Origin of the sequence: Ramlibacter albus (assembly GCF_014297445.1) — a bacterium.
Classification (GTDB): Bacteria; Pseudomonadota; Gammaproteobacteria; order Burkholderiales; family Burkholderiaceae_C; genus Ramlibacter; species Ramlibacter albus.
On sequence record NZ_JACORU010000015.1, the window covers coordinates 1 to 19,919 of the forward strand.

At 68.2% G+C, this 19,919-nt stretch carries 22 protein-coding genes; 12 read left to right on the forward strand and 10 right to left on the reverse strand.

Annotation, left to right across the window (positions count from 1 at the left end):
* Positions 1–130: 130 nt before the first annotated feature.
* Positions 131–283, reverse strand: coding sequence for a hypothetical protein (locus tag H8R02_RS26805; RefSeq protein WP_187084594.1), 153 nt, complete (start codon positions 281–283; stop codon positions 131–133).
* 109 nt (positions 284–392) lie between these two features.
* Here H8R02_RS26805 and H8R02_RS26810 point away from each other — a divergent pair, with 109 nt between their 5' ends.
* Together H8R02_RS26810 and H8R02_RS26815 are read left to right on the forward strand one after the other, a co-directional pair.
* A complete protein-coding gene (locus tag H8R02_RS26810; protein WP_354004981.1) occupies positions 393–1,232 on the forward strand; it encodes a COX15/CtaA family protein in 840 nt (279 codons plus the stop codon).
* 403 nt (positions 1,233–1,635) lie between these two features.
* Positions 1,636–2,178 (forward strand): DNA-binding protein, encoded by a 543-nt coding sequence (locus H8R02_RS26815; protein WP_222622662.1) that lies wholly within the window; start codon positions 1,636–1,638, stop codon positions 2,176–2,178.
* Here H8R02_RS26815 and H8R02_RS26820 read toward each other — a convergent pair whose 3' ends face one another.
* Genes H8R02_RS26820 through had form a run of 8 tightly spaced genes read right to left on the reverse strand, consistent with a single transcriptional unit; the run spans position 2,179 to position 10,158 of the window.
* A complete protein-coding gene (locus H8R02_RS26820) occupies positions 2,179–2,424 on the reverse strand; it encodes a YfhL family 4Fe-4S dicluster ferredoxin (protein ID WP_187084595.1) in 246 nt (81 codons plus the stop codon). It abuts the gene before it with no gap.
* A gap of 19 nt (positions 2,425–2,443) precedes the next feature.
* Entirely contained in the window at positions 2,444–3,283 is an 840-nt protein-coding gene (gene bcrD / locus H8R02_RS26825) for a benzoyl-CoA reductase subunit D (RefSeq protein WP_187084596.1), read from the reverse strand.
* Positions 3,280–4,644: a benzoyl-CoA reductase subunit A gene (gene bcrA, locus H8R02_RS26830; protein ID WP_187084597.1), complete on the reverse strand. Its 1,365-nt coding sequence runs from the start codon at positions 4,642–4,644 to the stop codon at positions 3,280–3,282. Before bcrA ends, bcrD begins: the two co-directional genes overlap by 4 nt.
* 4 nt (positions 4,645–4,648) lie before the next feature.
* A complete protein-coding gene (gene bcrB, locus H8R02_RS26835; protein ID WP_187084598.1) occupies positions 4,649–6,010 on the reverse strand; it encodes a benzoyl-CoA reductase subunit B in 1,362 nt (453 codons plus the stop codon).
* A complete protein-coding gene (gene bcrC, locus H8R02_RS26840; RefSeq protein WP_187084599.1) occupies positions 6,007–7,179 on the reverse strand; it encodes a benzoyl-CoA reductase subunit C in 1,173 nt (390 codons plus the stop codon). Before bcrC ends, bcrB begins: the two co-directional genes overlap by 4 nt.
* 11 nt (positions 7,180–7,190) lie before the next feature.
* On the reverse strand, positions 7,191–7,958 hold the full coding sequence (locus H8R02_RS26845; RefSeq protein ID WP_187084600.1) for a cyclohexa-1,5-dienecarbonyl-CoA hydratase: 768 nt from the start codon (positions 7,956–7,958) through the stop codon (positions 7,191–7,193).
* Entirely contained in the window at positions 7,959–9,080 is a 1,122-nt protein-coding gene (gene oah / locus H8R02_RS26850) for a 6-oxocyclohex-1-ene-1-carbonyl-CoA hydratase (RefSeq protein ID WP_187084601.1), read from the reverse strand. It lies immediately after the preceding gene.
* A 13-nt stretch (positions 9,081–9,093) separates the two neighbouring features.
* Complete coding sequence (gene had / locus H8R02_RS26855; RefSeq protein ID WP_187084602.1) at positions 9,094–10,158, reverse strand: 6-hydroxycyclohex-1-ene-1-carbonyl-CoA dehydrogenase; 1,065 nt, start codon at positions 10,156–10,158, stop codon at positions 9,094–9,096.
* A gap of 142 nt (positions 10,159–10,300) precedes the next feature.
* On the opposite strand from had, the gene H8R02_RS26860 reads away from it, so the two are divergent.
* Genes H8R02_RS26860 through H8R02_RS26905 form a run of 10 tightly spaced genes read left to right on the forward strand, consistent with a single transcriptional unit; the run spans position 10,301 to position 19,562 of the window.
* Entirely contained in the window at positions 10,301–12,019 is a 1,719-nt protein-coding gene (locus H8R02_RS26860; protein ID WP_187084603.1) for a 2-oxoacid:acceptor oxidoreductase subunit alpha, read from the forward strand.
* Positions 12,016–12,873, forward strand: a complete 858-nt coding sequence (locus H8R02_RS26865; protein WP_222622663.1) for a 2-oxoacid:ferredoxin oxidoreductase subunit beta — start codon at positions 12,016–12,018, stop codon at positions 12,871–12,873. Before H8R02_RS26860 ends, H8R02_RS26865 begins: the two co-directional genes overlap by 4 nt.
* 58 nt (positions 12,874–12,931) lie before the next feature.
* Positions 12,932–13,432 (forward strand): ferritin family protein, encoded by a 501-nt coding sequence (locus tag H8R02_RS26870; RefSeq protein WP_187084604.1) that lies wholly within the window; start codon positions 12,932–12,934, stop codon positions 13,430–13,432.
* A gap of 10 nt (positions 13,433–13,442) precedes the next feature.
* Positions 13,443–13,835 carry a RidA family protein gene (locus H8R02_RS26875; protein ID WP_187084605.1) on the forward strand — a complete coding sequence of 131 codons (393 nt, stop codon included), beginning with the start codon at positions 13,443–13,445 and terminating at the stop codon, positions 13,833–13,835.
* Positions 13,829–14,530 carry an ABC transporter ATP-binding protein gene (locus H8R02_RS26880; RefSeq protein WP_187084606.1) on the forward strand — a complete coding sequence of 234 codons (702 nt, stop codon included), beginning with the start codon at positions 13,829–13,831 and terminating at the stop codon, positions 14,528–14,530. Before H8R02_RS26875 ends, H8R02_RS26880 begins: the two co-directional genes overlap by 7 nt.
* A 12-nt stretch (positions 14,531–14,542) precedes the next feature.
* A complete protein-coding gene (gene badI / locus H8R02_RS26885; RefSeq protein WP_187084607.1) occupies positions 14,543–15,325 on the forward strand; it encodes a 2-ketocyclohexanecarboxyl-CoA hydrolase in 783 nt (260 codons plus the stop codon).
* 10 nt (positions 15,326–15,335) lie between these two features.
* Positions 15,336–15,890, forward strand: coding sequence for a 2-oxoacid:acceptor oxidoreductase family protein (locus H8R02_RS26890; RefSeq protein WP_187084608.1), 555 nt, complete (start codon positions 15,336–15,338; stop codon positions 15,888–15,890).
* On the forward strand, positions 15,887–17,569 hold the full coding sequence (locus tag H8R02_RS26895) for an FAD-dependent oxidoreductase (RefSeq protein WP_187084609.1): 1,683 nt from the start codon (positions 15,887–15,889) through the stop codon (positions 17,567–17,569). Before H8R02_RS26890 ends, H8R02_RS26895 begins: the two co-directional genes overlap by 4 nt.
* The gene (locus H8R02_RS26900; RefSeq protein WP_187084610.1) at positions 17,566–18,708 is read left to right on the forward strand and encodes a transketolase C-terminal domain-containing protein; all 1,143 of its coding nucleotides are present in this window, start codon (positions 17,566–17,568) and stop codon (positions 18,706–18,708) included. Before H8R02_RS26895 ends, H8R02_RS26900 begins: the two co-directional genes overlap by 4 nt.
* Positions 18,709–18,710: 2 nt before the next feature.
* A complete protein-coding gene (locus H8R02_RS26905; protein WP_187084611.1) occupies positions 18,711–19,562 on the forward strand; it encodes a thiamine pyrophosphate-dependent enzyme in 852 nt (283 codons plus the stop codon).
* A gap of 36 nt (positions 19,563–19,598) precedes the next feature.
* Here the strand turns inward: H8R02_RS26905 and H8R02_RS26910 are convergent, their stop codons facing one another.
* Entirely contained in the window at positions 19,599–19,919 is a 321-nt protein-coding gene (locus H8R02_RS26910; RefSeq protein WP_187084612.1) for a helix-turn-helix domain-containing protein, read from the reverse strand.

The window sequence follows — 19,919 nt, forward strand, 5'->3', positions numbered from 1 at the left end:
CTCGCGCCTGGAGCCGCGTCATCTGGAGAATCTGGACCGATGGCTCCACCTACAACCCGGCCTTGCACACCTCGGCCATGATCCAAAACATTGAAGAGGGTTGACACCGGATGTCTCATGCGGGCCCCCCTTACTTCGCGACCGGGATGGTCAGGATGTCGATCACGCCCCACAGCGTGTAGAGCACCATGGGGATCAACACGCCCAGGAAGAGCAGCAGGAAGGGGTTGTCCAGCAGCTGCTGCATCAGCGGCACCTTGCCGTCGTCGGCTTCGTGGCTCATCGGAACTCCTCTTCGGTTTTCGTGTGGGTCCGATGCTCGTTTCCACGGCGGGCCGCGGCATTGAACTGGTTCAAGGATTTGCCATCTGCTGCAGGGCAACATCCGCGCCGTGGGCACGGACATCGACCGACGACTTTCGCAATTGCGCAAGCTGGCGTGGGCCTGCGCGGTGCTGGTGCTGGCGATCACCAGCCTGAGTGCGTTCATCCGGCTGTCGCGGGCGGGGATCGGGTGCGAGCCCTGGCCGCAGTGCCACGAGCAGCGCACGGGGATGACGGTGGAACAGATCGCGCCCCTGGACACCGACGCCGTGCATGCGGCGCGCATTGCTCACCGCATTGCCGCGTCTGTGGCGCTGCTGCTGATCATTGCCATGCTGGTGAAGGCGTGGGCCACATCGCCGACGTTGTCCCGGCAGGGACGCGAGGTCGGCGCCTTGCTGGGTGTTGCCCTCTTCCTCGCGGTGCTGGGGAGGCTCGGGGCCGACTCGCGGTCGGTGTGGGTGGCCGTCGGGAACCTCGCCGGCGGGCTGGTGATGTTTGCGCTGTCTTGCCGCCTGGTGGCTGTGTGCTCGCCTGCGGCTGCGCATCGGCTGGGGGACACCCGGGTGCGTGCCCACGCCGCGGTGGCGCTCGCGCTCGTGCTGCTTCAGGTGGTGCTGGGTGGCGTGGTCAGCGCATCCAACGCCGGCAGCCGCTGCGACGCGGGCTGGCTTTGCGACGCGCATTGGACGAGTGCAGCCCTGGCCGTGGCCGTGCTGGTGCCGCTCGCGGTGCTCGCCTGGCGTGCGGGTGCTCGGGCGGGGATCGTGGTTGCCCTGCTCGTGCTGCTTCAGGCCGCGATCGGTGTCGCGATGATGTCCAGCGCCCTCGCGCTGCCGCTGGCGATGGCGCACAACCTCGTGGCGGCGTTGCTGCTGGCCGGCGTGGCTGTGTTGCTCGCCGCGTGATCGACGTGCCAAACAGCGCATCAACCAAGACTTACGTCTGGTCCATTTACCACTGATTGCCCATACAGTACACCCGTTCGCGCTCCTGCGAACGTCATGGCAGGTTGTCAATTGACAACCACGTTCTTTTCACTTAACCTGAGGCAGATGCTGTGGCTCGACCCAGACATCCCCGCAAAGAAATTGAAGCAGTCGTGCAGTACGCGGAACAGAACGGATGGGAGATCCGGCCCGGCGGGCATTGGGGCTACATGTATTGCCCCTACAACGAAGCGGACTGCCGCTGCGGAACGCGCTGCAAGGCGGGCATCTGGGGGTCGCCGGCGAATGCAGCCAATCACGCCAGGCAGTTGAGGCGTGTCGTGGACGGTTGCACCGCGCACCAGGCCGTTCTCAGGAACTGATGAAGGACATCGAAGTGGAATATTCGTTCAGCCTGACTTTCAAGCTCTCGGCAAACGCCGGCATGTCTGATGACGACATCATGCTGTTGCTGGGTGATGCGGGCTGCACCGACGCGCTGGTCGGCCTGGGCCTGCCCGGCTATGTGGGCCTGGACTTCGACCGCGAGGCGCGCTCCGCGGTGGCTGCCATCCTGAGCGCCATCCGCGACGTGAAGCGCGCGATGCCGGACGCGGAGCTCGTCGAGGCCGGCCCCGACTTCGTGGGCCTCACCGACATCGCCGAACTCGCAGGGCTGACGCGCCAGAACATGCGCAAGCTCTACGTCACGAACCCCGACGTCTTTCCGCCGCCGGTGCACGGCGGAAGCACACTCATCTGGCATCTGTCACCCGTGCTGGAGTTCATGGCCGCGCGTGACTACGAGATCGACGCCGCGGTCAGCGACGTCGCTTATGCAGCGATGCACGTCAACGTCAGCAAGGAAGCCATCCTGCTGGACCAGAGGCTGGTGGACGATGTCCGCCGGCAGCTGGAGCGCTAGCTACCCGTGCAGCGACTCGTACTTCTCCGCCAGCTCCTCCGGCGTCTCCACGAAATCCGGGTGCTGCACGATGCAATCGGCCGGGCAAACCAGCTTGCACTGCGGCTCGTCCTCCGCGCCCACGCACTCGGTGCAGCGCAGCGGGTCGATCACGTAGACGATGTCGCCCACGCTGATGGCCTCGTTCGGGCAAACCGGCTTGCACGCGTCGCAGGCGGTGCAGTTGTCGTTGATCAGCAATGCCATGTCCGTCTCTCCTCAAGCCTCACGCGGCCGCGCACTGCTGCAGTTCCTGCAGCTTGTCGTGCCGGTAGGCACCCCACAAAGCCGCGCCGATGGCGCCGGCATAGATCGAATCCAGGTGGCTTACCACTTGCACCGGCACCTTCTCGTTGGCCATCTCTTCCTGCACGGCAGCGAGGAGGCCATCGTCCAGTGCCAGGCCGCCGGTGAGCAGCGCGGTGCCGGTCTTGATGCCCGTTACCTTCAGCAGCTTCACGATGCGCGATGCCATGCTCAGGTGGATGCCCTTCAGGATGTCCGGCGTGGCGATGCCGCGGCTGACCATGTTGATCACGTCCGTTTCGGCGAGCACGGCACAGATGGAGCTCACCTTCTCCGGGTCCTTCGACGCCTTGGACAAGGGCCCGATCTCCTCGACGGCCACGCCGAGGTAGCGCGCGATGTTCTCGAGGAACTGCCCGGAGCCGCTCGCGCACTGGCTGGTCATCTTGTACGACAGCACCTTGCCGCGCGGGTCCACGTAGATCGCGCGGCCGTTGAGCGCGCCCACGTCCACCACCGCCGCGATGCCCGGCTGGAGGTACACGCCGCCGCGCGCATGCGTGGTCATGGAATAGAAGTGGCCCGTCGCGAACTTGACGTTCTCGCCTTCACCCGTGGTGGCGATGTAATCGATGTCGTTGCCCGCGAGCCCCGCGTCGGCCAGCACGCCGTCGCGGCCCTCCTGCGCCAGCTGCATGGGGTCGCGCCGGCGGATGCGCTCGCAGCGCTTGGCCAGCCAGCGCACATGCTCGCCGTTCACCTCGAAGAGCGTGCTCTTCACGGCGCCGGAGCCGATGTCGATGCCGATGGTGTAAGTCATGCTGCCACCTTCTCCTTCTTGTCCTCGCGGTGCTCCGCCGTCTTGCCCTCGTCCACCACGGCGCGGTAGGCGAACGTGGCCGCACCGAGCGCACCGGTGTAGATGGAGTCCGGGTCGATGTTCAGCTGCAGTTGCCCGTAGTTCTCGAAGACCAGTTCCTTCAGCGCCTTCACGGCCGCTTCGTTCTTGGCCACGCCGCCGGTGAAGGTGAACTGGTCGCGGATGCCGCCGGAGCGCGCCAGGATGGACATGGCCCGCAGGATGATGGCGCGGTGCAGGCCGGCCATGATGTCCTCGCGCTTGTCGCCCAATGCCAGCCGGTCACGCAATTCCGCACCGGCGAACACGGTGCACGTGGAGTTGATGCGGATCGCCTTCGTGGACTGCATCGCCATGGGGCCGAGCTCATGCAGGCCCATGTTCATCTCGTCGGCGATGTAGCCCAGGTAGCGGCCGCAGCCCGCGGCGCAGCGGTCGTTCATCTGGAAGCTTTCCACGATCCCGGCCGGGTCCACCTGGATCGCCTTGGTGTCCTGGCCGCCGATGTCCAGCACGGTGGCCGTGCCGGGGTACATCACGTGCGCGCCGAGGCCGTGGCACAGGATCTCGCTGCGGATGTGTTCCTTGCTGAAAGGCAGCCGCGCACGGCCGTAGCCGGAGCCGACGATGTAGGTCTCCTCCATTTCGGTGTCGAGCACGCCCTTGATCGGCTCCTCCACCAGCGTGCGGCGCTGCGCCGTGTCGGGCAGCGCGAGGAAGGTCTTGTCCAGCGCGTGGATCAGGTGCTTGCGGATGGAATCGTTGTAGACCCGGTTTTCCACCTCGATGATCGAGCGGTCGAACAGGTTCAGCAGGTAGTCGTAGCGCGTGTTCGCGTCCTTCGCCACCTGCTCGCCGATGGCCAGGTACTGGCTGCCGGCGATGTCGCGGAAGAAGTCGCTCTTGCGCTTGGCGCCGGGTGCGAAGAGCGACGGCGCTTCCAGCTTCAGGCGGCGGAACACTTCTTCCAGCGCGTCGCCCACCACCTCGGTCGCCGCGCCGAAACGCGCGGTGGCAAGGTTGCGCACGCAGGTCTCGTGCAGGTCGCCGAGCTGCTCGGTGTACTGCTCCGCGCGGAAATCGCGTTCCAGCTGCTCCAGGAACACGTCGAGCGAACCGTTCAGCGCGCCGTTTCGCGCGAGCGCCTGCCGGAACAGGTAGAAGCGGCCGTTGAGCAAGGCCTCCGTCTTCGCTACCGCGGCTGCCGTGTCGTAGTTGGAGCGCGAGTTGGTGATGCCGCGCCCGATGATGTTGCGGTGCTCGTCCACCACCACCGCCTTCGTGGTGGTCGAGCCCAGGTCGATGCCGATGAAGGTGCGCATGGCTTCAGGCCCCCATGGATGCAGGGTGGATCTGGAACACCGGCTTCATGTCCGCGCCGATGCCCGTGGTGCGCTTCTGCTTGACCATCTGGAAGTAGCTCTCCAGCCGGTTCTTCACATTCGCGGCGGAGAAGTAGCGCGGGTCCACGAGGTCCGTCTCGATGAAGGCGGCCGGCTTGCCGGTGCGCTTTTCCACCTCGCGCAGGATCAGCAGCTGCCCCGCGCTGAAGCTGTTGCAGCTCTTCACCGAGTTGATCAGCAGCCCGTCGGCCTCGTACTCCTCGATGTACTTGCAGATCATGTCGATCCGCGACGGCAGGTTGAGATTCGTGTAGCAGCCGAGGCAGTAGTCGGCGAGGCTTTCCAGCGGGTGGTCCGGGTCGTGCCGGAAGCCGAAGTCGTAGAGCCCGCCCACCTTGGCGTACGTGCTGGAGACCACCACCGCGCCCTCGTCGTAGAACATCTTCCAGAAGTCGCGGAAGCTCGTCCAGTTGGGCGGGCCCTCGACGATCAGCCGGTACTTCTCCTCGCCCATGTCGCCCTCGGGCGTGACGGGCCCCTTGCCGAGGCGGATGCGCTCCTCGATCTCGCCGCACAGCACGCGGTAGTACTCGGTGGCCTCGGGCGTGCCGCGGAAGGCGGTGAAGATCGGGCCGATGTAATAGACCGCGCCGAAGTAGCCGTCGATGGGGCTCGGCCGGTTCTTGGCGGACTGCAGCACCTTCACGAGGTCCTCTTCCGCCTTCACCGACTCCTTCATGTACTGGCGCAGCCGGTCGATGTCGAACTTGACGCCGCTGATGCGCTCCAGGCCAGGGATGATCGTTTCCTTCAGCTGCTTGACCACGTAGTTGCGCATGTTCGGGTCGATCCTCCCGGTGCCTTGATACGGCACGTGCAGCATCAGCGTCTCCGTGCCGTACTTGTGGCGGATCAGCTCGAACCACTTCATGAAGGTGAAGCAGCCCGTGTACGACAGCAGCAGCACGTCGGGGCGCGGCAGCACGTCGCCGGTGGGGCCCACCTCGCCGCCCATCATCATCCCGAGGTCGGCCTTGACGTAGGTGCACACGTCCTCGCTCTGGCCGTCGCGCTCGGCGTCCATGATCATCTTGCCGCTCTTCTTGCGCATGCCGTTCTGCAGCGCGTTGGTCTCCGGCAGGCTGCGCGCGAAGTCGAAGCACATCAGCAGCTCGTTGAGGTTGCCCGGCACGAAGGTGGCGCTCACCTTGCGGCCCTGCTGGTGCGCCTGCGCGAGGTCACGGTAGTTCGCGTTGATCAGCTCCTTCTGGAGGTTCATCGCGTCTTCCTTGATCGCGACGGGCTTGGCCTTTCGCGTCTCGGGCATGCTGATCACGGTGTTCATGCTGCGTCGCTCCAGAGCTTGATCGAATCGGCGAAGGTGCCGGCCTGCTCGCGGATGGGCGCCATCTGGCCCGTGTTCTCCGCGTACTTGAAGGCGGTGTAGGGGATCTTTCGCTGCGCCAGCACGTCCTGCAGCATCGGCCGCTCCAGCAGCGCGGGGTCGCAGAAGGACGGCGCAGCGAACACCACGCCCTCTGCCCCGCGGCTCTTGACCTGCTTGACCAGGAAGATGCCCTTCTCTTCGCGCGTGGCGTCGTACTTGGCGGCGGTGGAGGCGCTGCGGTGCAGGAAGGCCTTGGAGAGTTCGTCCAGCGGGTTGGCATCGGCCGGCACGTCGTCCAGCAGCCAGCGCGTGACGAGCATGAAGTCGTCGTCCACCACGTAGCAGCCCGACATCTCGATCGACTTGATCAGCGCCAGCGGCGGCTGCTCGCAGAAGGAGCCGGTGAGCACGATGCGCGCGTTGTCTCGCCGCGGCCTCTGCACCTTGTCGGTTTCCACGAGGTACTCGCGGACGAGCGCCGTGTGTTCCTCGGGCGGCAGCACCATGCCGGCACGCAGCAGCAGGTACACCTCGCTCGTGGGCGCCTGCCACGGCATGCGCGCGCGGTAGGCGTACAGCTCGCGCACGGCGGCGCGGTTGTCGTTGTAGACCGCGATGGAGTCGTTGATCTCCTCGTCGGTGATCGGCTTGCCGCGCATCTTGCCAAGGTCGTCGCGCAGCGCCTGCATCTCGTGGATGTAGAAGCTGCCGCCGATCTCGTCCACGTAGTTCTGCGGCACGTCGAAGTACTTCACGTACTTGCCCGGGAAGAGGATCTGCCACATGCCCGACAGGTTGCGGATCACGTCGCAGATGCTGGGGAACAGCATGCCGTCGAGGCAATCGAGCTTGCCGGTCAGGCCCAGCTCCAGCGTGCTGCGCGGGATGCGGCAGATGTAGCTCTGGTAATAGGCGTCGCCCTGGATCACCTCCATCGCATCGCCGCCGCCGAGGATGCCCACGGGCAGGTAACCCGCCGCGTGCACCAGCTCGCGCGGCACGTAGACCGGCATGTAGCCGATAGCCTTGCGCGCCGGGTCCTTCGCCTTCCACTCCTGGACTGCGGTGAACTCGAGGTCGTCGAAGAGCTGCTGGCAGCGCTCGACGATGCGGGTGACGTTGTCCATGGGCGTTGCTCCTACTGGTGGGTCCACTCGGGCTGGCGCTTCTGGATGAATGCGGCCAGGCCCTCGTTGGCGTCGTGCGTCTTCATCAGCCAGTCGAGGTAGAGCTTCTCGACTTCGGCCAGGCGCGCGCGCACGTCGCGTTGCATGGCTGCGCGTACGGCGACGGTGGCGCAGGCAAGCGCCGCGGCGCTCTTGCCTTGCAGGTGCTGGTCGAAGTAAGCGAGCGCCGCGGCTTGCGGGTCTTCGTCGACGGCCTGGATGAGGCCGATGCGCAGCGCTTCATTGGCCGTGATGCTGCGGCCTGTGAACAGCAGGTCTTCGGCTGCGGGCTGGTTGGTCCTGTACGGCAGCAGGACCGAGGCCGCGGGCGCAAATACACCCAGCTTGATCTCGGGCTGGCCGAACTGCGCGCTTGGTGCGGCGAAGATGCGGCTGCAGGCCAGCGCCACTTCGAGCCCGCCGCCGAGGCACTGGCCTTGCACGGCCACGAGCACCGGCACGGGGAACTCCAGCAGTTCGAGCAGCAGGCCATGCAGCTGTTTGAGCATCGCTTCGCAGCGGTCGGGCAGGTGCTCTTCGACGCTCGCCCCGAAGCTGAAGTGCGGGCCTTCGGCTTCGAGCAGCACGGCGCGCAGCATGACGTGGCGGCGGTACTGCCCGAGCGCCGCGTGCAGCGCCGCAATCATCGCTGCATCGATCAGGTTGGCCTTCGGCTTGTCCAGGCGCAGGCGCAGCAGCGCGCCGTCCTTCTCCAGCGTGGCTTTCAGGGGCGTGTCCATTCAGGCCCCCTTCTTCGGCTGGATCTCGTCGTGCAGCGCGCCGATCCAGCTCTGGCCGGCCGCCAGCTTCTGGCGCAGCGCGATGAAATCGACCTCGCGGTCGTCCTTCGGCCCTTCGTTGAACGCGGTGAAGCCCGAGCGCGCCTCGGTCATCATGTTCAACGCGAGCCACGCGCGCGAGTTCTCCTTGTTGCGGTTCCACGCATCGAGCTTGGGCTTGCGCAACTCCTCGATCGTCTTGAGCGTGCACTCGGGGAAGGTGAGCAGGATCCTGGCGCACAGCGCTTCCACGGCCTCGTCCAGCTTCGACAGGTCCACCGTCCCCTTGGCAAGGACCGCCTTGCCCTCCTTCGCCGCCTCACCCGTCTTGAACTCGCCGAACGCGTTGCGCCCGAACTCGTCGACATAGCGCTGCGTCTCCACCATCGGGTTGGCGACGAATTGGCCGTCCACCTTCAGCGCCGGCACCACTTCGGTGATCATGCCGATCTGGTAGGCCTTGTGCGCCGAGAACGGCTCGCACAGCACGCACGCCGCCATCGCGCGCTCGGCGCCGATGATCACGGGCAGGAAGTCCGTCGCGCCGCCGATGGGCGCCGAGCCGTGCTTCGGGCCGGCCTGGCCGAAGCGCGCGAGATCCTGCGCGACGGTGAAGTCGCAGGCCATGCCGATCTCCTGCCCGCCGCCGATGCGCATGCCGTTGACGCGGCAGATCACCGGTTTGTCCGCGGCGAGGATCGCGCTGACCATGTCGTTGAACAGGCGCATGTACTGCCGGTACTCCTGCGGCTGGCCCGCGTAGTACTCCGCGTACTCCTTGGTGTTGCCGCCGGTGCAGAAGGCCTTGTCGCCCGTGCCGGTGAAGACGATGCAGTTCACGTCGCGCGCGTTGCTCGCCGCGCGGAAGGCCAGGATGACGGCCTTGACCATGTCGGTGGTGTACGAGTTGTACTGCGTGGGGTTGTCCAGCGTGATCCAGGCGTTGTAGAGGCCGGGCACCACGGTGCCGTCGGGCAGCTTCGCGGGGCGCTTCTCGTAGCGCACGCCGGGCGTGCCGGGCTGCGGCGCGAGGTCATGGTCCTTGAAGTCGATCTGCGGCATCAGGCGGTCGGGGGCGTTCATGGGTTGTTTCTCCTCAGGGTTTCAGGACGACGCGCGCGCGGATTTCGTGGCGGTGCACGGCGGCGAAGATCTCGTTGATGTCGGCCAGCGGATGCGCCTCGACGAAGGGCGCCACCTGCACCTTGCCGTCCATCACGAGGTCCAGCGCGAAGGGGTATTGCTCGGGCGGGCAGCCCCAGTTGCCGAGCGCACGCGCATCGAAAGCCATCAGGTTCGAGAGGCGCACTTCGACCTTGTCCATGGTGAAGCCCACCACCGCCAGCGTGCTGCCGTGCACCAGCAGGTTCCACGCGGCTTGCTGGCCCGCGGCCGTGCCGGAGCACTCGAACACGATCCACTCGGTGGGGCGCAGCCCCTGCTCCTTGGCGAAGGCGGCGACGGCCTGCTTGACCGCCTTGGGTTCCATGCCGCGGCTGTTGAGCGTGCGCGCGGCGCCGTAGCCGGCGATGGCTTCGAGCTTGCGGTCGTCGACGTCGATCGCGAAGACCTTGGCACCTTGCGCGGCGGCGACCTGCACGCAGTAGCCGCCGACGCCGCCCGCGCCGATGACGACGGCGAGCGAGCCCGGCGCGACGCCGGCGCGGCGCACGGCCTGGAAGGGCGTGGTGAGCGCGTCGGCCACCACCGAGACCTGCCACAGCTCGAGCCCGGCCCGGCCGAGCCGGCCGAGGTCCACGAGGCAGAGCCCACGCTCGGGCACGACGATGTGCGAGGCGAAGCCGCCCTGGATGTCGTTGCCGGGCATCTTCTGCGCGCGGCAGATCGTGCTCAAGCCCCGCTTGCACAGGTCGCACTCGCCGCAGGGCAGCACGGCCGGCACGATCACCGACTTGCCGATCCACGCCTCGGCGCCCGCGCCCGCCTCCACCACCTTGCCGCTGATCTCGTGGCCCAGCGCCAGCGGCAGCGGCTGGTTGGTGCGCACGCCGTCGTAGTAGTAGCCCAGGTCCGTGTGGCACACGCCGCAGCCGGCCACCTCCACCACCACCTCGCCGGGCTGCGGCACGGCGGCGAAGCTGCGTTTTTCCATCGGTGCGCCGGGCGCGGTCATCACCCAGCGGTATGCGTCGATCGTCATGGCTGTCTCCTCAGGACCTAAATAGGTACTCGAATACCGGTTTTGCGGATTCTGGGTCGTTTTTGCCGGGAAACTTTGATCCACGCCAAAGTCCGTCGGCGCGCGCGCCTTTCTACTTCTCCCCACAGCGAGAGGAGACAACATGGACAGCGTGTCGATCGCGATCGCCGGCAGCGGCGGCAGCGGCGTGATGACCGCGGGCACCTGGCTGCTGGATGCAGCCGCGCGCAGCGGGCTGTACGGGCTGATGGTGCGCACCAGCGGCCCGCAGATCCGCGGCGGCGAGGCGGCCGCGCTGCTGCGGCTGGCCACTCGGCAGGTGGAATCGCTCGACGATGCCTTCGACGTCCTGCTGGCCATCGACTGGCAGAACGTGCACCGGTTCGCGGACGAGATCCCGGTGCGTGCCGGTGGGCTCGTGGTGTGCGACGTGGATGGCGGCGAGGTGCCCGAGGTGTTTCGCGCAAGCGGTGCGCGCATCCTGCAGCTGCCGTTGAAGAAGACCGCGCGCACGCTCAAGGGCAGCTGGATCAACATGCTGGCGCTGGGCATCACGGGCGCGATTGCCGGGCTGCCTGTGCAGGTCCTCGAAGAGGCGGTGCGCGCCGGCTGGACGCGCGGCTCCGAAGCGCTGGAGGCCAACCTGCTCGCGTTGCACGAGGGCGTGAATGCCGCGCGCGACTATGCGCCACCGCCGCGCAGCGTGCCGCGCGAGCCGCAGAAGCGCTGGCTGCTCACCGGCAACGAGGCGGCGGGCTACGGCGCGCTTTGCGGCGGCATCCGCTTCGTCGCGGCCTACCCGATCACGCCGGCCACCGAGATGCTCGAGTGGATGGCGCCCGCGCTGCACAAGGCGGGCGGCTGCCTGCTGCAGGCGGAGGACGAGCTGGCGTCGATCAACATGATCGTGGGTGCATCTTTTGGTGGTGTGCCTTCGCTCACGGCCACCGCGGGCCCCGGCCTCGCATTGATGACCGAAGGCATCGGCCTCGCGGTCGCGGCCGAAGTGCCCATCGTCGTCGTCGACGTGATGCGCGGCGGCCCCTCCACCGGCATCCCCGCCAAGAGCGAGCAGAGCGACCTGTCTTATGCGGTCGGCGGGTTGCATGGCGACGCACCGCGCCTCGTGCTGGCGCCCACCTCGATCTCCGACTGCGCGGCCACCACGCAGTGGGCCGTGGAGCTGGCCGAGACGCTGCAGGCACCGGCCATCGTGCTGTCGGACCAGTTCATGGGCCAGTCGCGCGCGGTGGTCGCCGCGCCCGAGCTGGCTGCTTCGACGCCGCGCCGGTTGACGGCCGAGCCCGACGGCACGCCGTATAAACGGTATCGCGATACCGAATCCGGCGTATCCCCGATGGCCGTGCCCGGCACCCCCGGCGTCACCTACACCGCCGACGGCCTGGAGCACACCGAAGGCGCCATCCCCAGCAGCAACGCGGTGGACCACCAGAAGCAGCTGGATAAGCGCCTGCGCAAGCTGGTGCAGCACGGCTACGGCGCGCGCTGGGCCGACGTGGAAGGCGATGCGCCGCTCGCAGTCATCACGTTCGGCTCCGCCACCGGCCCGGTGCGCGAAGCCGCCGAACGCGCGCGAGCGCTCGGCGTCGACGTGCGGGTCATCGCGCTGCGCCTGCTCGCACCCCTGAAACCCGAGCTGCTGGACGCCGCCCTGCAAGGCGTGGAACGCGTGATGGTCGTCGAACAGAACCACGGCGCGCAGCTGCTGCATTACCTGCGCGGCCACGCGCGGCTGCCTGCGGAGCCCGCCAGCTTCCACCGCCCGGGCCCATTGCCCCTGCGCGCGGCCGACATCTGCACCGCACTCACCGAATGGGCCGCCGAGGAGGTCCCCGCATGAACGACATGTGCCACCCGCCCGGCCTCGCCGCCGAGCCGCCCGCGCTGAACGCGCAGCAGTTCAAGTCCGGCGCCAAGCCCATCTGGTGCCCGGGTTGCGGCGACTACACGGTACTCAACGCCGTGACCAAGGCGCTCGCCATCGTGGGAAGGCCGCCGCACGAAGTGGCCGTGGTCTCCGGCATCGGCTGCAGCTCGCGCATCCCCGCGTACACCTCCTGCTACGGCTTCCACGGTGTGCACGGCCGCGCGCTGGCGGCAGCCACCGGCCTGAAGGTTGCGCGGCCGGACCTCACCGTACTCGTAGCCAGCGGCGACGGCGACGGCTACTCCATCGGCGGCAACCACTTCCTGCATGCGTGCCGCCGCAACGTGGACCTCACCTACATCGTGATGGACAACCACGTGTACGGCATGACCAAGGGCCAGCCGTCCCCCACCACCGAGCCGGACTGGGACAGCAAGCTGTCGCCCGGCGGCACGGGCGTGCGCTCGTTCCATCCACTGGTGATCGCGCTCGCGTCCGGCGCCAACTTCGTCGCTCGCGCGTTCTCGGGCGACCAGGACACGACGGCGGAGCTCATCGCGGCGGGCATCCGCCACCCGGGCTTCTCATTCATCGAAATCCTCAGCCCCTGCGTGACCTTCCGGCCCGAGCAGCGCGAGTGGAAGACGATGGTGCACCCCGCACCCGTGGTGCCGACCGACGATGCAGCCCGCGCGGCCCGGCGGATCATGACGGACGACGGCTTCAACATCGGCGTGCTCTACGCGGGCAACCGGCCCGTGTATGGAGGCGGGCCGGGCAAGGCAGTCGCGCAGGTCGATGAACTCGCGAAGGAGTTCGAGCTGTGAGCGCCGCACGGCCGCCCGAAGGCGCTCGCACCGCAGTGCGCAGCACGGAGGTGATCACATGACTGCCGTCGGAACACCCAAGACCATCGCCGAGCTGATGGCGCAGGCCTATGCCATGGAACGCGACGCGGTGGCCCGCTACCGCGAGTTCGCGGACGTCATGCAGGTCCACAACAACCCGGAGGTCGCCGCCCTCTTCTGTGCGCTGGCCGACCAGGAGGCGCTGCACGCCGAGCAGATCGCCGGCGCGATGGGCTGGGCGGCACCGCCAGCCTCCATCGCGCAGCGCGCGCCGGGGGCGCCCTCGCTCGACGACGCGCACTACCTCATGCAGCCCTGGCACGTCCTGCAGCTCGCGTTGCAGGCGGAGCAGCAGGCCTGCGACTTCTTCGGCGGCATCGCCGCCCGCTGCACGGACGACGAGCTGCGCGAGGCGGCCCGCGAGCTGGAGGAGGAGGAGCGCGGGCACATCGAGATCCTGCGGACGTGGATCGAGCGCATCCCGCTGCCGGCCGGCAACTGGGACGACGACCCGGACCCGCCGCGCTACAACGAATAGGGGCCACGACATGCGCGTCTTGCTACCGCAGGGCTGGGCGCCCCCGCAGGGCTACGCCAACGGCGTCGAGGCCGAGGGCCGCATGGTCTTCATCGCCGGGCAGGTGGGTTGGGACGCGCAGCAGCGCTTCCATTCCGAAGCGCTCGCGCCGCAGTTCGCGCAGGCGCTGGACAACGTGATCGCGGTGCTGGCCGAAGCCGGCGGCAAGCCCGAGCACATCTGCCGCATCACGGCCTATTGCTGCGACAAGCCTGCCTATCTCGCGGCGCGCGGCGAGCTCGCGCGCATCTGGCGCGAGCGCATGGGCCGCCACTACCCGGCCATGAGCATGATCTTCGTGGCCGACCTGCTGGACCACCCGGCCGTGATCGAGCTGGAAGCCACCGCGGTGCTGCCGTGCTGAAAGTCGAAGGCCTGCACACCTACTACGGCGAAAGCCATGTGCTGCACGGCATCGACCTGCAGCTGCCCGAAAGCTGCGCGCTCGGGCTGCTGGGCCGCAACGGCATGGGCAAGACGACGTTGATCAAGAGCATGCTGGGGTTGCTCAAGCCCCGGCGCGGCAGCGTGCTGTTCGAGGGCTACCCGATCACGCGCTGGTCGCCCTACCTCATCGCGCGGCTGGGCATCGGCTACGTGCCGGAGGGGCGCGGCATCTTCGCGAACCTGTCGGTGCGCGAGAACCTCGTGATGTGCGAGCGCGCGGGCGCCGACGGCAAGCGCGAGTGGACCTATGACCGCGTGCTGGAGACCTTCCCGCGGTTGAAGGAGCGGCTGGACCACGGCGGCCAGCAGGTGTCCGGCGGCGAGCAGCAGATGGTGGCCATCGGCCGCGCGCTGCTGACGAACCCGCGCTTGATGGTGCTGGATGAAGCGACGGAGGGCCTCGCGCCGCGCATCGTGGAACACATCTGGCGCGTGGTGGCGCAGATCCGCGCGAGCGGCATCAGCACGATCGTCGTCGACCGCAATTACCGCACGGTGCTGCGGCACACCGACCGCGCCCTCGTGCTCGAAAAAGGCCGCGTGGCACTGGCGGGCGAGTCGGCCGCGCTGGCGCGGGACGAAGGTGCCCTGCAGGCGCTGCTGGGCGTGTGAATGGAGAGACGAATGAACTACGACGACATCCTCTACGAAGTGCGCGACGGCGCAGCCTGGGTCACCATCAACCGGCCGGACCGGATGAATGCGTTTCGCGGGCGCACGTGCGACGAGCTGATCCACGCGATCCAGAAGGCGGCGAACGATCGTGAGGTCGGCGTGATCGTGCTGGCAGGCGCTGGCGAGAAAGCGTTCTGCACGGGTGGCGACCAGTCGGCGCATGCGGGGCAGTACGACGGGCGCGGGACGATCGGCCTGCCCGTGGAGGAGCTGCACTCCGCCATCCGCGAAGCACCGAAGCCCGTGATCGCCCGCGTGCAGGGCTACGCCATCGGTGGCGGCAACGTGCTGTGCACTTTGTGCGACCTGACCATCGCATCCGAACGCGCGGTGTTCGGGCAGGTGGGCCCGAAGGTGGGTTCGGTGGACCCGGGCTACGGCACGGCGCTCCTCGCGCGCGTGGTCGGCGAGAAGAAGGCGCGCGAGATGTGGTACCTGTGCCGGCGCTACACGGCGGCGGAGGCGCTGGCAATGGGGCTCGTGAATACGGTGGTGCCGCACGAGCGGCTCGACGACGAAGTGGCTGCGTGGTGCGCCGAGATCATGGAGAAGAGCCCGACCGCGATCGCGATTGCCAAGCGCTCGTTCAACATGGACACCGCGCACCAGGGCGGCATCGCGGGCATGGGCTTGTACGCGCTGAAGCTGTACTACGACACCGAGGAGTCGCGCGAAGGCGTGCGCGCCTTCCAGGAGAAGCGCAAGCCCGAGTTCCGCAAGTTCGCGAAGTAGGAGCGCGGCCATGCTGCAGATCATGGTGCAGGGCCGCGGCGGCCAGGGCGCGCAGACGGCGGGCAACCTGCTCGCACGCGCCTTCTTCGCCGAGGGCAAGCAGGTGCAGGCGTTCGCCACGTACGGCGGCGCACGGCGCGGCACGCCGGTGAGCTCGTTCATCCGCGTGGACGACAAACCGATCCGGCTGCGCTGCGACATCGAGAAGGCCGATGCGATCCTGTGCTTCGATGCGAGCCTGCTGGCGCCGCCGCTGCTCTCCCGTGCGGACGCGATGACGCTCATCGTCGTCAACTCGGCGCGTGGGGCGAATGAGTTGCAGGCCGCGTTGCCGGGCTACCGCCTCGTGGCCGTGGATGCGCTCGCGATCTCGCGCGCGCTGGGGCTGGGGCGCATCGTCAACTCGGCGCTGCTGGGTGCGCTAGCCCGGGCTGTGGGCGACCCGCCGCTGAACGTGCTGCGCGACCTGGTGCTGCAGCATTCGCCGCGGCAGGCCGAGGAGAACGCGGCCGCGTGTGCGCGGGGCTATGAAGCGGCGAGCGCGCAACTGGAGGTGCTGCCATGACTGCCGCCTTGCCACCCACCGCGTGGACCACCGGGACCACGGAAGTCTTCAAGACCGGCACGTGGCGCTCGATGCTGCCGCGCCACGTCGCGCGGCCCTCGCCTTGCCACCAGGCCTGCCCGGTCAACGGCGAGATCGCGACCTGGATCGGGCATGCGCGTGCGGGTGACCTGCGGCGTGCCTGGGAGGTGCTCACGGTCAACAACCCGTTCCCGGCGATTGCGGGGCGGGTCTGCCATCACCCGTGCGAGGCGGCGTGCAACCGCGCGGCGTACGACGAAGCCGTGTCGGTGTGCCGCCTCGAGCGCAGCGTGGGTGATGCGGCCCTTGCGCGCGGGTGGGCGTTCGATGTGCCTGCATTGGAGGCGCCGGGCCACGTCGCCGTGGTCGGCGGCGGGCCCTCGGGCTTGTCCGCGGCCTACCAGCTGCGCCGCCGCGGCTGGCGCGTGAGCCTGCACGAAGCCGCGCCGAAGCTCGGCGGGCTGATGCGCTACGGCATCCCGGCGTATCGATTGCCGCGCGACGTGCTCGACGCCGAGATCGGGCGCATCGTCGCGATGGGCGTCGAGGTGCACTGCAACTCGCCGCTCGAAGATGCAGCCGCGCTCGACCGGCTGATCGCCACGCACGACGCGGTATACGCCGCGACCGGCGCGGCACGGCCAAAGACGCTGCCGCAATTCCCGCCGCGCGCGCCATGGCTGCTGCAGGCGAGCGACTACCTCGCCCGCTCGAGCGAAGGCGTGCGCGCGCCATTGGGCCGCCGCGTGATCGTGGTCGGCGGCGGCAGCGCAGCAATGGACGTGGCACGCACCGCGCGCCGCGGCGGCAGCGAGGTGGCGGTGGTGGCGCTCGAGCCGCGCGACCGCATGCCGGCGCAGGCGGACGAAGTGCACGAGGCTTTGGAGGAAGGCGTCACGTTCCACCATGGCGCCATGGTGTGCTCGTCGCGCGCGCTGCCGGGTGGCGGTGTTGCTGTGGACTGCGTGCACGTCGCATTCGAAGCCGCCGTGCCCGGCGGGCCGCCGCGCGTGAAGCCGCTCCCGGGCAACGAATTCTCGCTGTCGGCGGACGCCGTGATCGTGGCGATCGGCCAGGACGCCGAGCTCTCGCCTTTCACGAGTTGCGGCACGACCGGTGCCGTACTGCAGGTGGACATCGGGCAATCGACCTCGCGCGACAAGCTCTGGGCCGGCGGCGACCTGGCCAGCATGGCGCGATTCGTGACCGAGGCAGTGGGCATGGGCAAGCGCGCGGCCATCGACATCGACCGGCGGTTGCGTGGGAAGACGCTCGAGGCCGCTTCGCGCAATGTGCCTCTCGAGTTCGCATGGAACGCCACCCGCGCTGCGCCTGTCGCCATCGCCGAGATCGCCACGTGGCACCACACGCATGGCCGGCGCCCCGCGGCCGTGCGCGCCGGCGCGAAGCAGCGGCTCGCCACCGGCGGCGAAGTGCAGATCGCACTCTCGGCAGCCGAACTGCAGGGCGAAGCCGAACGCTGCTTCTCCTGCGGCAGCTGCACCGCCTGCGACAACTGCTACTCGTACTGCCCGGACCTCGCCGTGAAGCGCGTGGACGGCGGCTACACGGTGCTGGCCGACTACTGCAAGGGCTGCGGCGTGTGCGTGCGCGAGTGCCCCACCGGCTCGATGCTGCTGCAGGAGGAGACGCGATGAGCGAATCGACCACGCTCCTGCTCAATGGCAACCATGCCGTCTCATGGGCGGCGCGCCTCGCGCAGCCGCAGGTGGTGCCGGTGTACCCGATCACGCCGCAGACGCCGATCCTGGAGCTGATCACGGAGTTCAAGGCGCGCGGCGAGATGGACGCCGAGGTGCTGACGCCCGAGTCCGAGCACTCGGTGCTGGCGGCGTGCATCCCGGCATCGCTTGCCGGGGCGCGCGTGTTCACCGCGACGGCGTCGCAGGGCCTGCTGCTGATGCACGAGGTGCTGCACTACGCGAGCGGTGCGCGTGCACCGATCGTCATGGCGAACGTGAATCGCACGGTGGCTTCGCCCTGGGCCTTCTGGCCCGACGAGACCGACAGCCTGGCGCAGCGCGACTGCGGCTGGATCCAGTACTACAGCGAGAGCCCGCAGGAGTCGCTGGACACGGTGCTGCAGGCCTTCCGAGTGGCCGAGCGCGTGCAACTGCCGGCGATGGTGAGCCACGATGCGTTCTACGTCTCGCATTCGCTGGAGCCGGTGAGCGTGCCGTCGCAGGAGACGGTGGACCGGTTCCTGCCGCCCTACCACCGCGAGATGCGGCTGGACACGGGCATCGGCGCGTCGTGGGGCAACGTGGTGACGCAGGAGATGTACCGGCGGCACCGCATGCAGATCGAGGATGCGATGGCCGCGGCGCTGGATGCGGCGCAGGAGGCGGACCGGGCGTGGTCGGCGCTCACGGGGCGCGGCTGGGGCGTGCTGGAGCGGTATCGGTGCGAAGGTGCGGACGTTGTCGTGGTTGCGATCGGCAGCCTGTGCGGCACGGCGCGCGAGGCGGTGGATGCGTTGCGCGCCGAAGGTGTCGCGTGCGGCCTGCTCAAGCTGCGGTTGCTGCGACCCTTGCCGGTGCAGGCCTTGCGCGTCGCGCTGGCGGGTGTGCCGGATGTCGTCGTGCTCGACCGCAACCATTCGCCCGGGCTGGGCGGCATCGTGCTGCAGGAGTTGCGCGGTGCGTTGTACGGCATGGAGCGCGCGCCGCGACTGCACGGCGTGATGGCGGGTGTGGGCGGCGTGGACGTGCAGCCACGCGACATCTGCGAATGGGTGCGCGGCCGCTCGCGCGCCGCCGAAGTGACGTGGGGGTGACCATGGAAGAGATGCTCTGCTCCGGCCATGCGGCCTGCCCGGGTTGCATGGAGGCGTTGTCCGCGCGGCACGTGCTGGCGTGCATGGGGCCGGACACGGTGGCGGTGATACCGCCGTCGTGCATGGCCATCATCGCGGGGCCGCAGCCGTACAGCTCGCTGAAGATACCCGTGTACCAGCCGACACTGGAGGCAAGTGCTGCCGCGGCTTCCGGCTTGCGACGCGCGCTCGACTCGCAGGGCAAGCGGGGCACGCAGGTGCTCGTGCTCGCGGGTGACGGCGGCACTTACGACATCGGGCTGCAGTGCCTCTCGTCCGCGGCGGAGCGCAACGAGGACATGCTGTACGTGTGCCTGGACAACGAGGGGTACATGAACACGGGCGCGCAGAAGTCGTCGTCCACGCCTCACTATGCGCGGACGACTTCCACCCCGCAGGGCAAGCCCACGCGCAAGAAGAACCTCACGCAGGTGATGGCGGCGCATGGCGTTCCGTATGCGGCGACGGCGAGTGTCGCTTTCCTTCCGGACTTGCTGCGCAAGGTGCGCAAGGCGAAGGCGATACGTGGTTTCCGCATCCTCACCTTGCTCGTGCCTTGCGTCGATGGCTGGGGGCTGGAGGATGACGGTGGATTACGAGCCGCGAGGTATGCGGTGGAGTGCGGGGCGTTTCCGCTGTACGAGGTGGAGGATGGCTGCCGCTACACGATCAACCAGTCCCTGCGGTCGCGGCCGGTCGCGGACTACCTCGCGGCGCAGAAGCGGTATCGCGGGATGCGCGCCGACGATATAGCCGCACTGCAGAAGGAAGTCGACGAAGGCTGGGCGTGGCTCATGAAGCTCGCTGAGGCGTAGCCCCGTCACCCGCTGAATATGTCGAACGCAGACCTGCTATTGAGGCTGCGCCCGCACATGCAACGTCAAGCCGGCATGTCGTTGGAGTTGGCTGATGACAGCGAAAAGGTTGCGCGCCTGCGGATTCCCGTTCGGGCCGAACATCCGGATCAGGCTCTTCGGTGATGAGCCCGTGTCCGCGCCGAGCTGCTCGAACCCGACGGTCGCCTTGATGTAGTCGCGCAGGATCGACTTCCCAGTATCGACGTCGCCTGCAAGCATCGCGTCGATTGCCTCTTCAAGCAGCGCATCCCGGAACGCCGGGTCGGCCTGGACACGAGCCAGTACTGTTTGTTTGAAATCACGAGTCAGGGCCAT

Bases quoted from the DNA above. Each gene is read 5' to 3' on its own strand.
- had (WP_187084602.1), bottom strand. From the start codon at position 10,158: ATGACGATCGACGCATACCGCTGGGTGATGACCGCGCCCGGCGCACCG.
- H8R02_RS26845 (WP_187084600.1), bottom strand. From the start codon at position 7,958: ATGGACACGCCCCTGAAAGCCACGCTGGAGAAGGACGGCGCGCTGCTG.
- H8R02_RS26905 (WP_187084611.1), top strand. From the start codon at position 18,711: ATGGAAGAGATGCTCTGCTCCGGCCATGCGGCCTGCCCGGGTTGCATG.
- H8R02_RS26910 (WP_187084612.1), bottom strand. From the start codon at position 19,919: ATGGCCCTGACTCGTGATTTCAAACAAACAGTACTGGCTCGTGTCCAG.
- H8R02_RS26805 (WP_187084594.1), bottom strand. From the start codon at position 283: ATGAGCCACGAAGCCGACGACGGCAAGGTGCCGCTGATGCAGCAGCTG.
- bcrA (WP_187084597.1), bottom strand. From the start codon at position 4,644: ATGCGCACCTTCATCGGCATCGACCTGGGCTCGACCACCACGAAGGCG.
- bcrB (WP_187084598.1), bottom strand. From the start codon at position 6,010: ATGAACACCGTGATCAGCATGCCCGAGACGCGAAAGGCCAAGCCCGTC.
- H8R02_RS26815 (WP_222622662.1), top strand. From the start codon at position 1,636: ATGAAGGACATCGAAGTGGAATATTCGTTCAGCCTGACTTTCAAGCTC.
- H8R02_RS26820 (WP_187084595.1), bottom strand. From the start codon at position 2,424: ATGGCATTGCTGATCAACGACAACTGCACCGCCTGCGACGCGTGCAAG.
- H8R02_RS26895 (WP_187084609.1), top strand. From the start codon at position 15,887: ATGACTGCCGCCTTGCCACCCACCGCGTGGACCACCGGGACCACGGAA.
- H8R02_RS26890 (WP_187084608.1), top strand. From the start codon at position 15,336: ATGCTGCAGATCATGGTGCAGGGCCGCGGCGGCCAGGGCGCGCAGACG.
- badI (WP_187084607.1), top strand. From the start codon at position 14,543: ATGAACTACGACGACATCCTCTACGAAGTGCGCGACGGCGCAGCCTGG.
- H8R02_RS26875 (WP_187084605.1), top strand. From the start codon at position 13,443: ATGCGCGTCTTGCTACCGCAGGGCTGGGCGCCCCCGCAGGGCTACGCC.
- H8R02_RS26870 (WP_187084604.1), top strand. From the start codon at position 12,932: ATGACTGCCGTCGGAACACCCAAGACCATCGCCGAGCTGATGGCGCAG.
- oah (WP_187084601.1), bottom strand. From the start codon at position 9,080: ATGAACGCCCCCGACCGCCTGATGCCGCAGATCGACTTCAAGGACCAT.
- H8R02_RS26860 (WP_187084603.1), top strand. From the start codon at position 10,301: ATGGACAGCGTGTCGATCGCGATCGCCGGCAGCGGCGGCAGCGGCGTG.
- H8R02_RS26900 (WP_187084610.1), top strand. From the start codon at position 17,566: ATGAGCGAATCGACCACGCTCCTGCTCAATGGCAACCATGCCGTCTCA.
- H8R02_RS26865 (WP_222622663.1), top strand. From the start codon at position 12,016: ATGAACGACATGTGCCACCCGCCCGGCCTCGCCGCCGAGCCGCCCGCG.
- bcrC (WP_187084599.1), bottom strand. From the start codon at position 7,179: ATGGACAACGTCACCCGCATCGTCGAGCGCTGCCAGCAGCTCTTCGAC.
- bcrD (WP_187084596.1), bottom strand. From the start codon at position 3,283: ATGACTTACACCATCGGCATCGACATCGGCTCCGGCGCCGTGAAGAGC.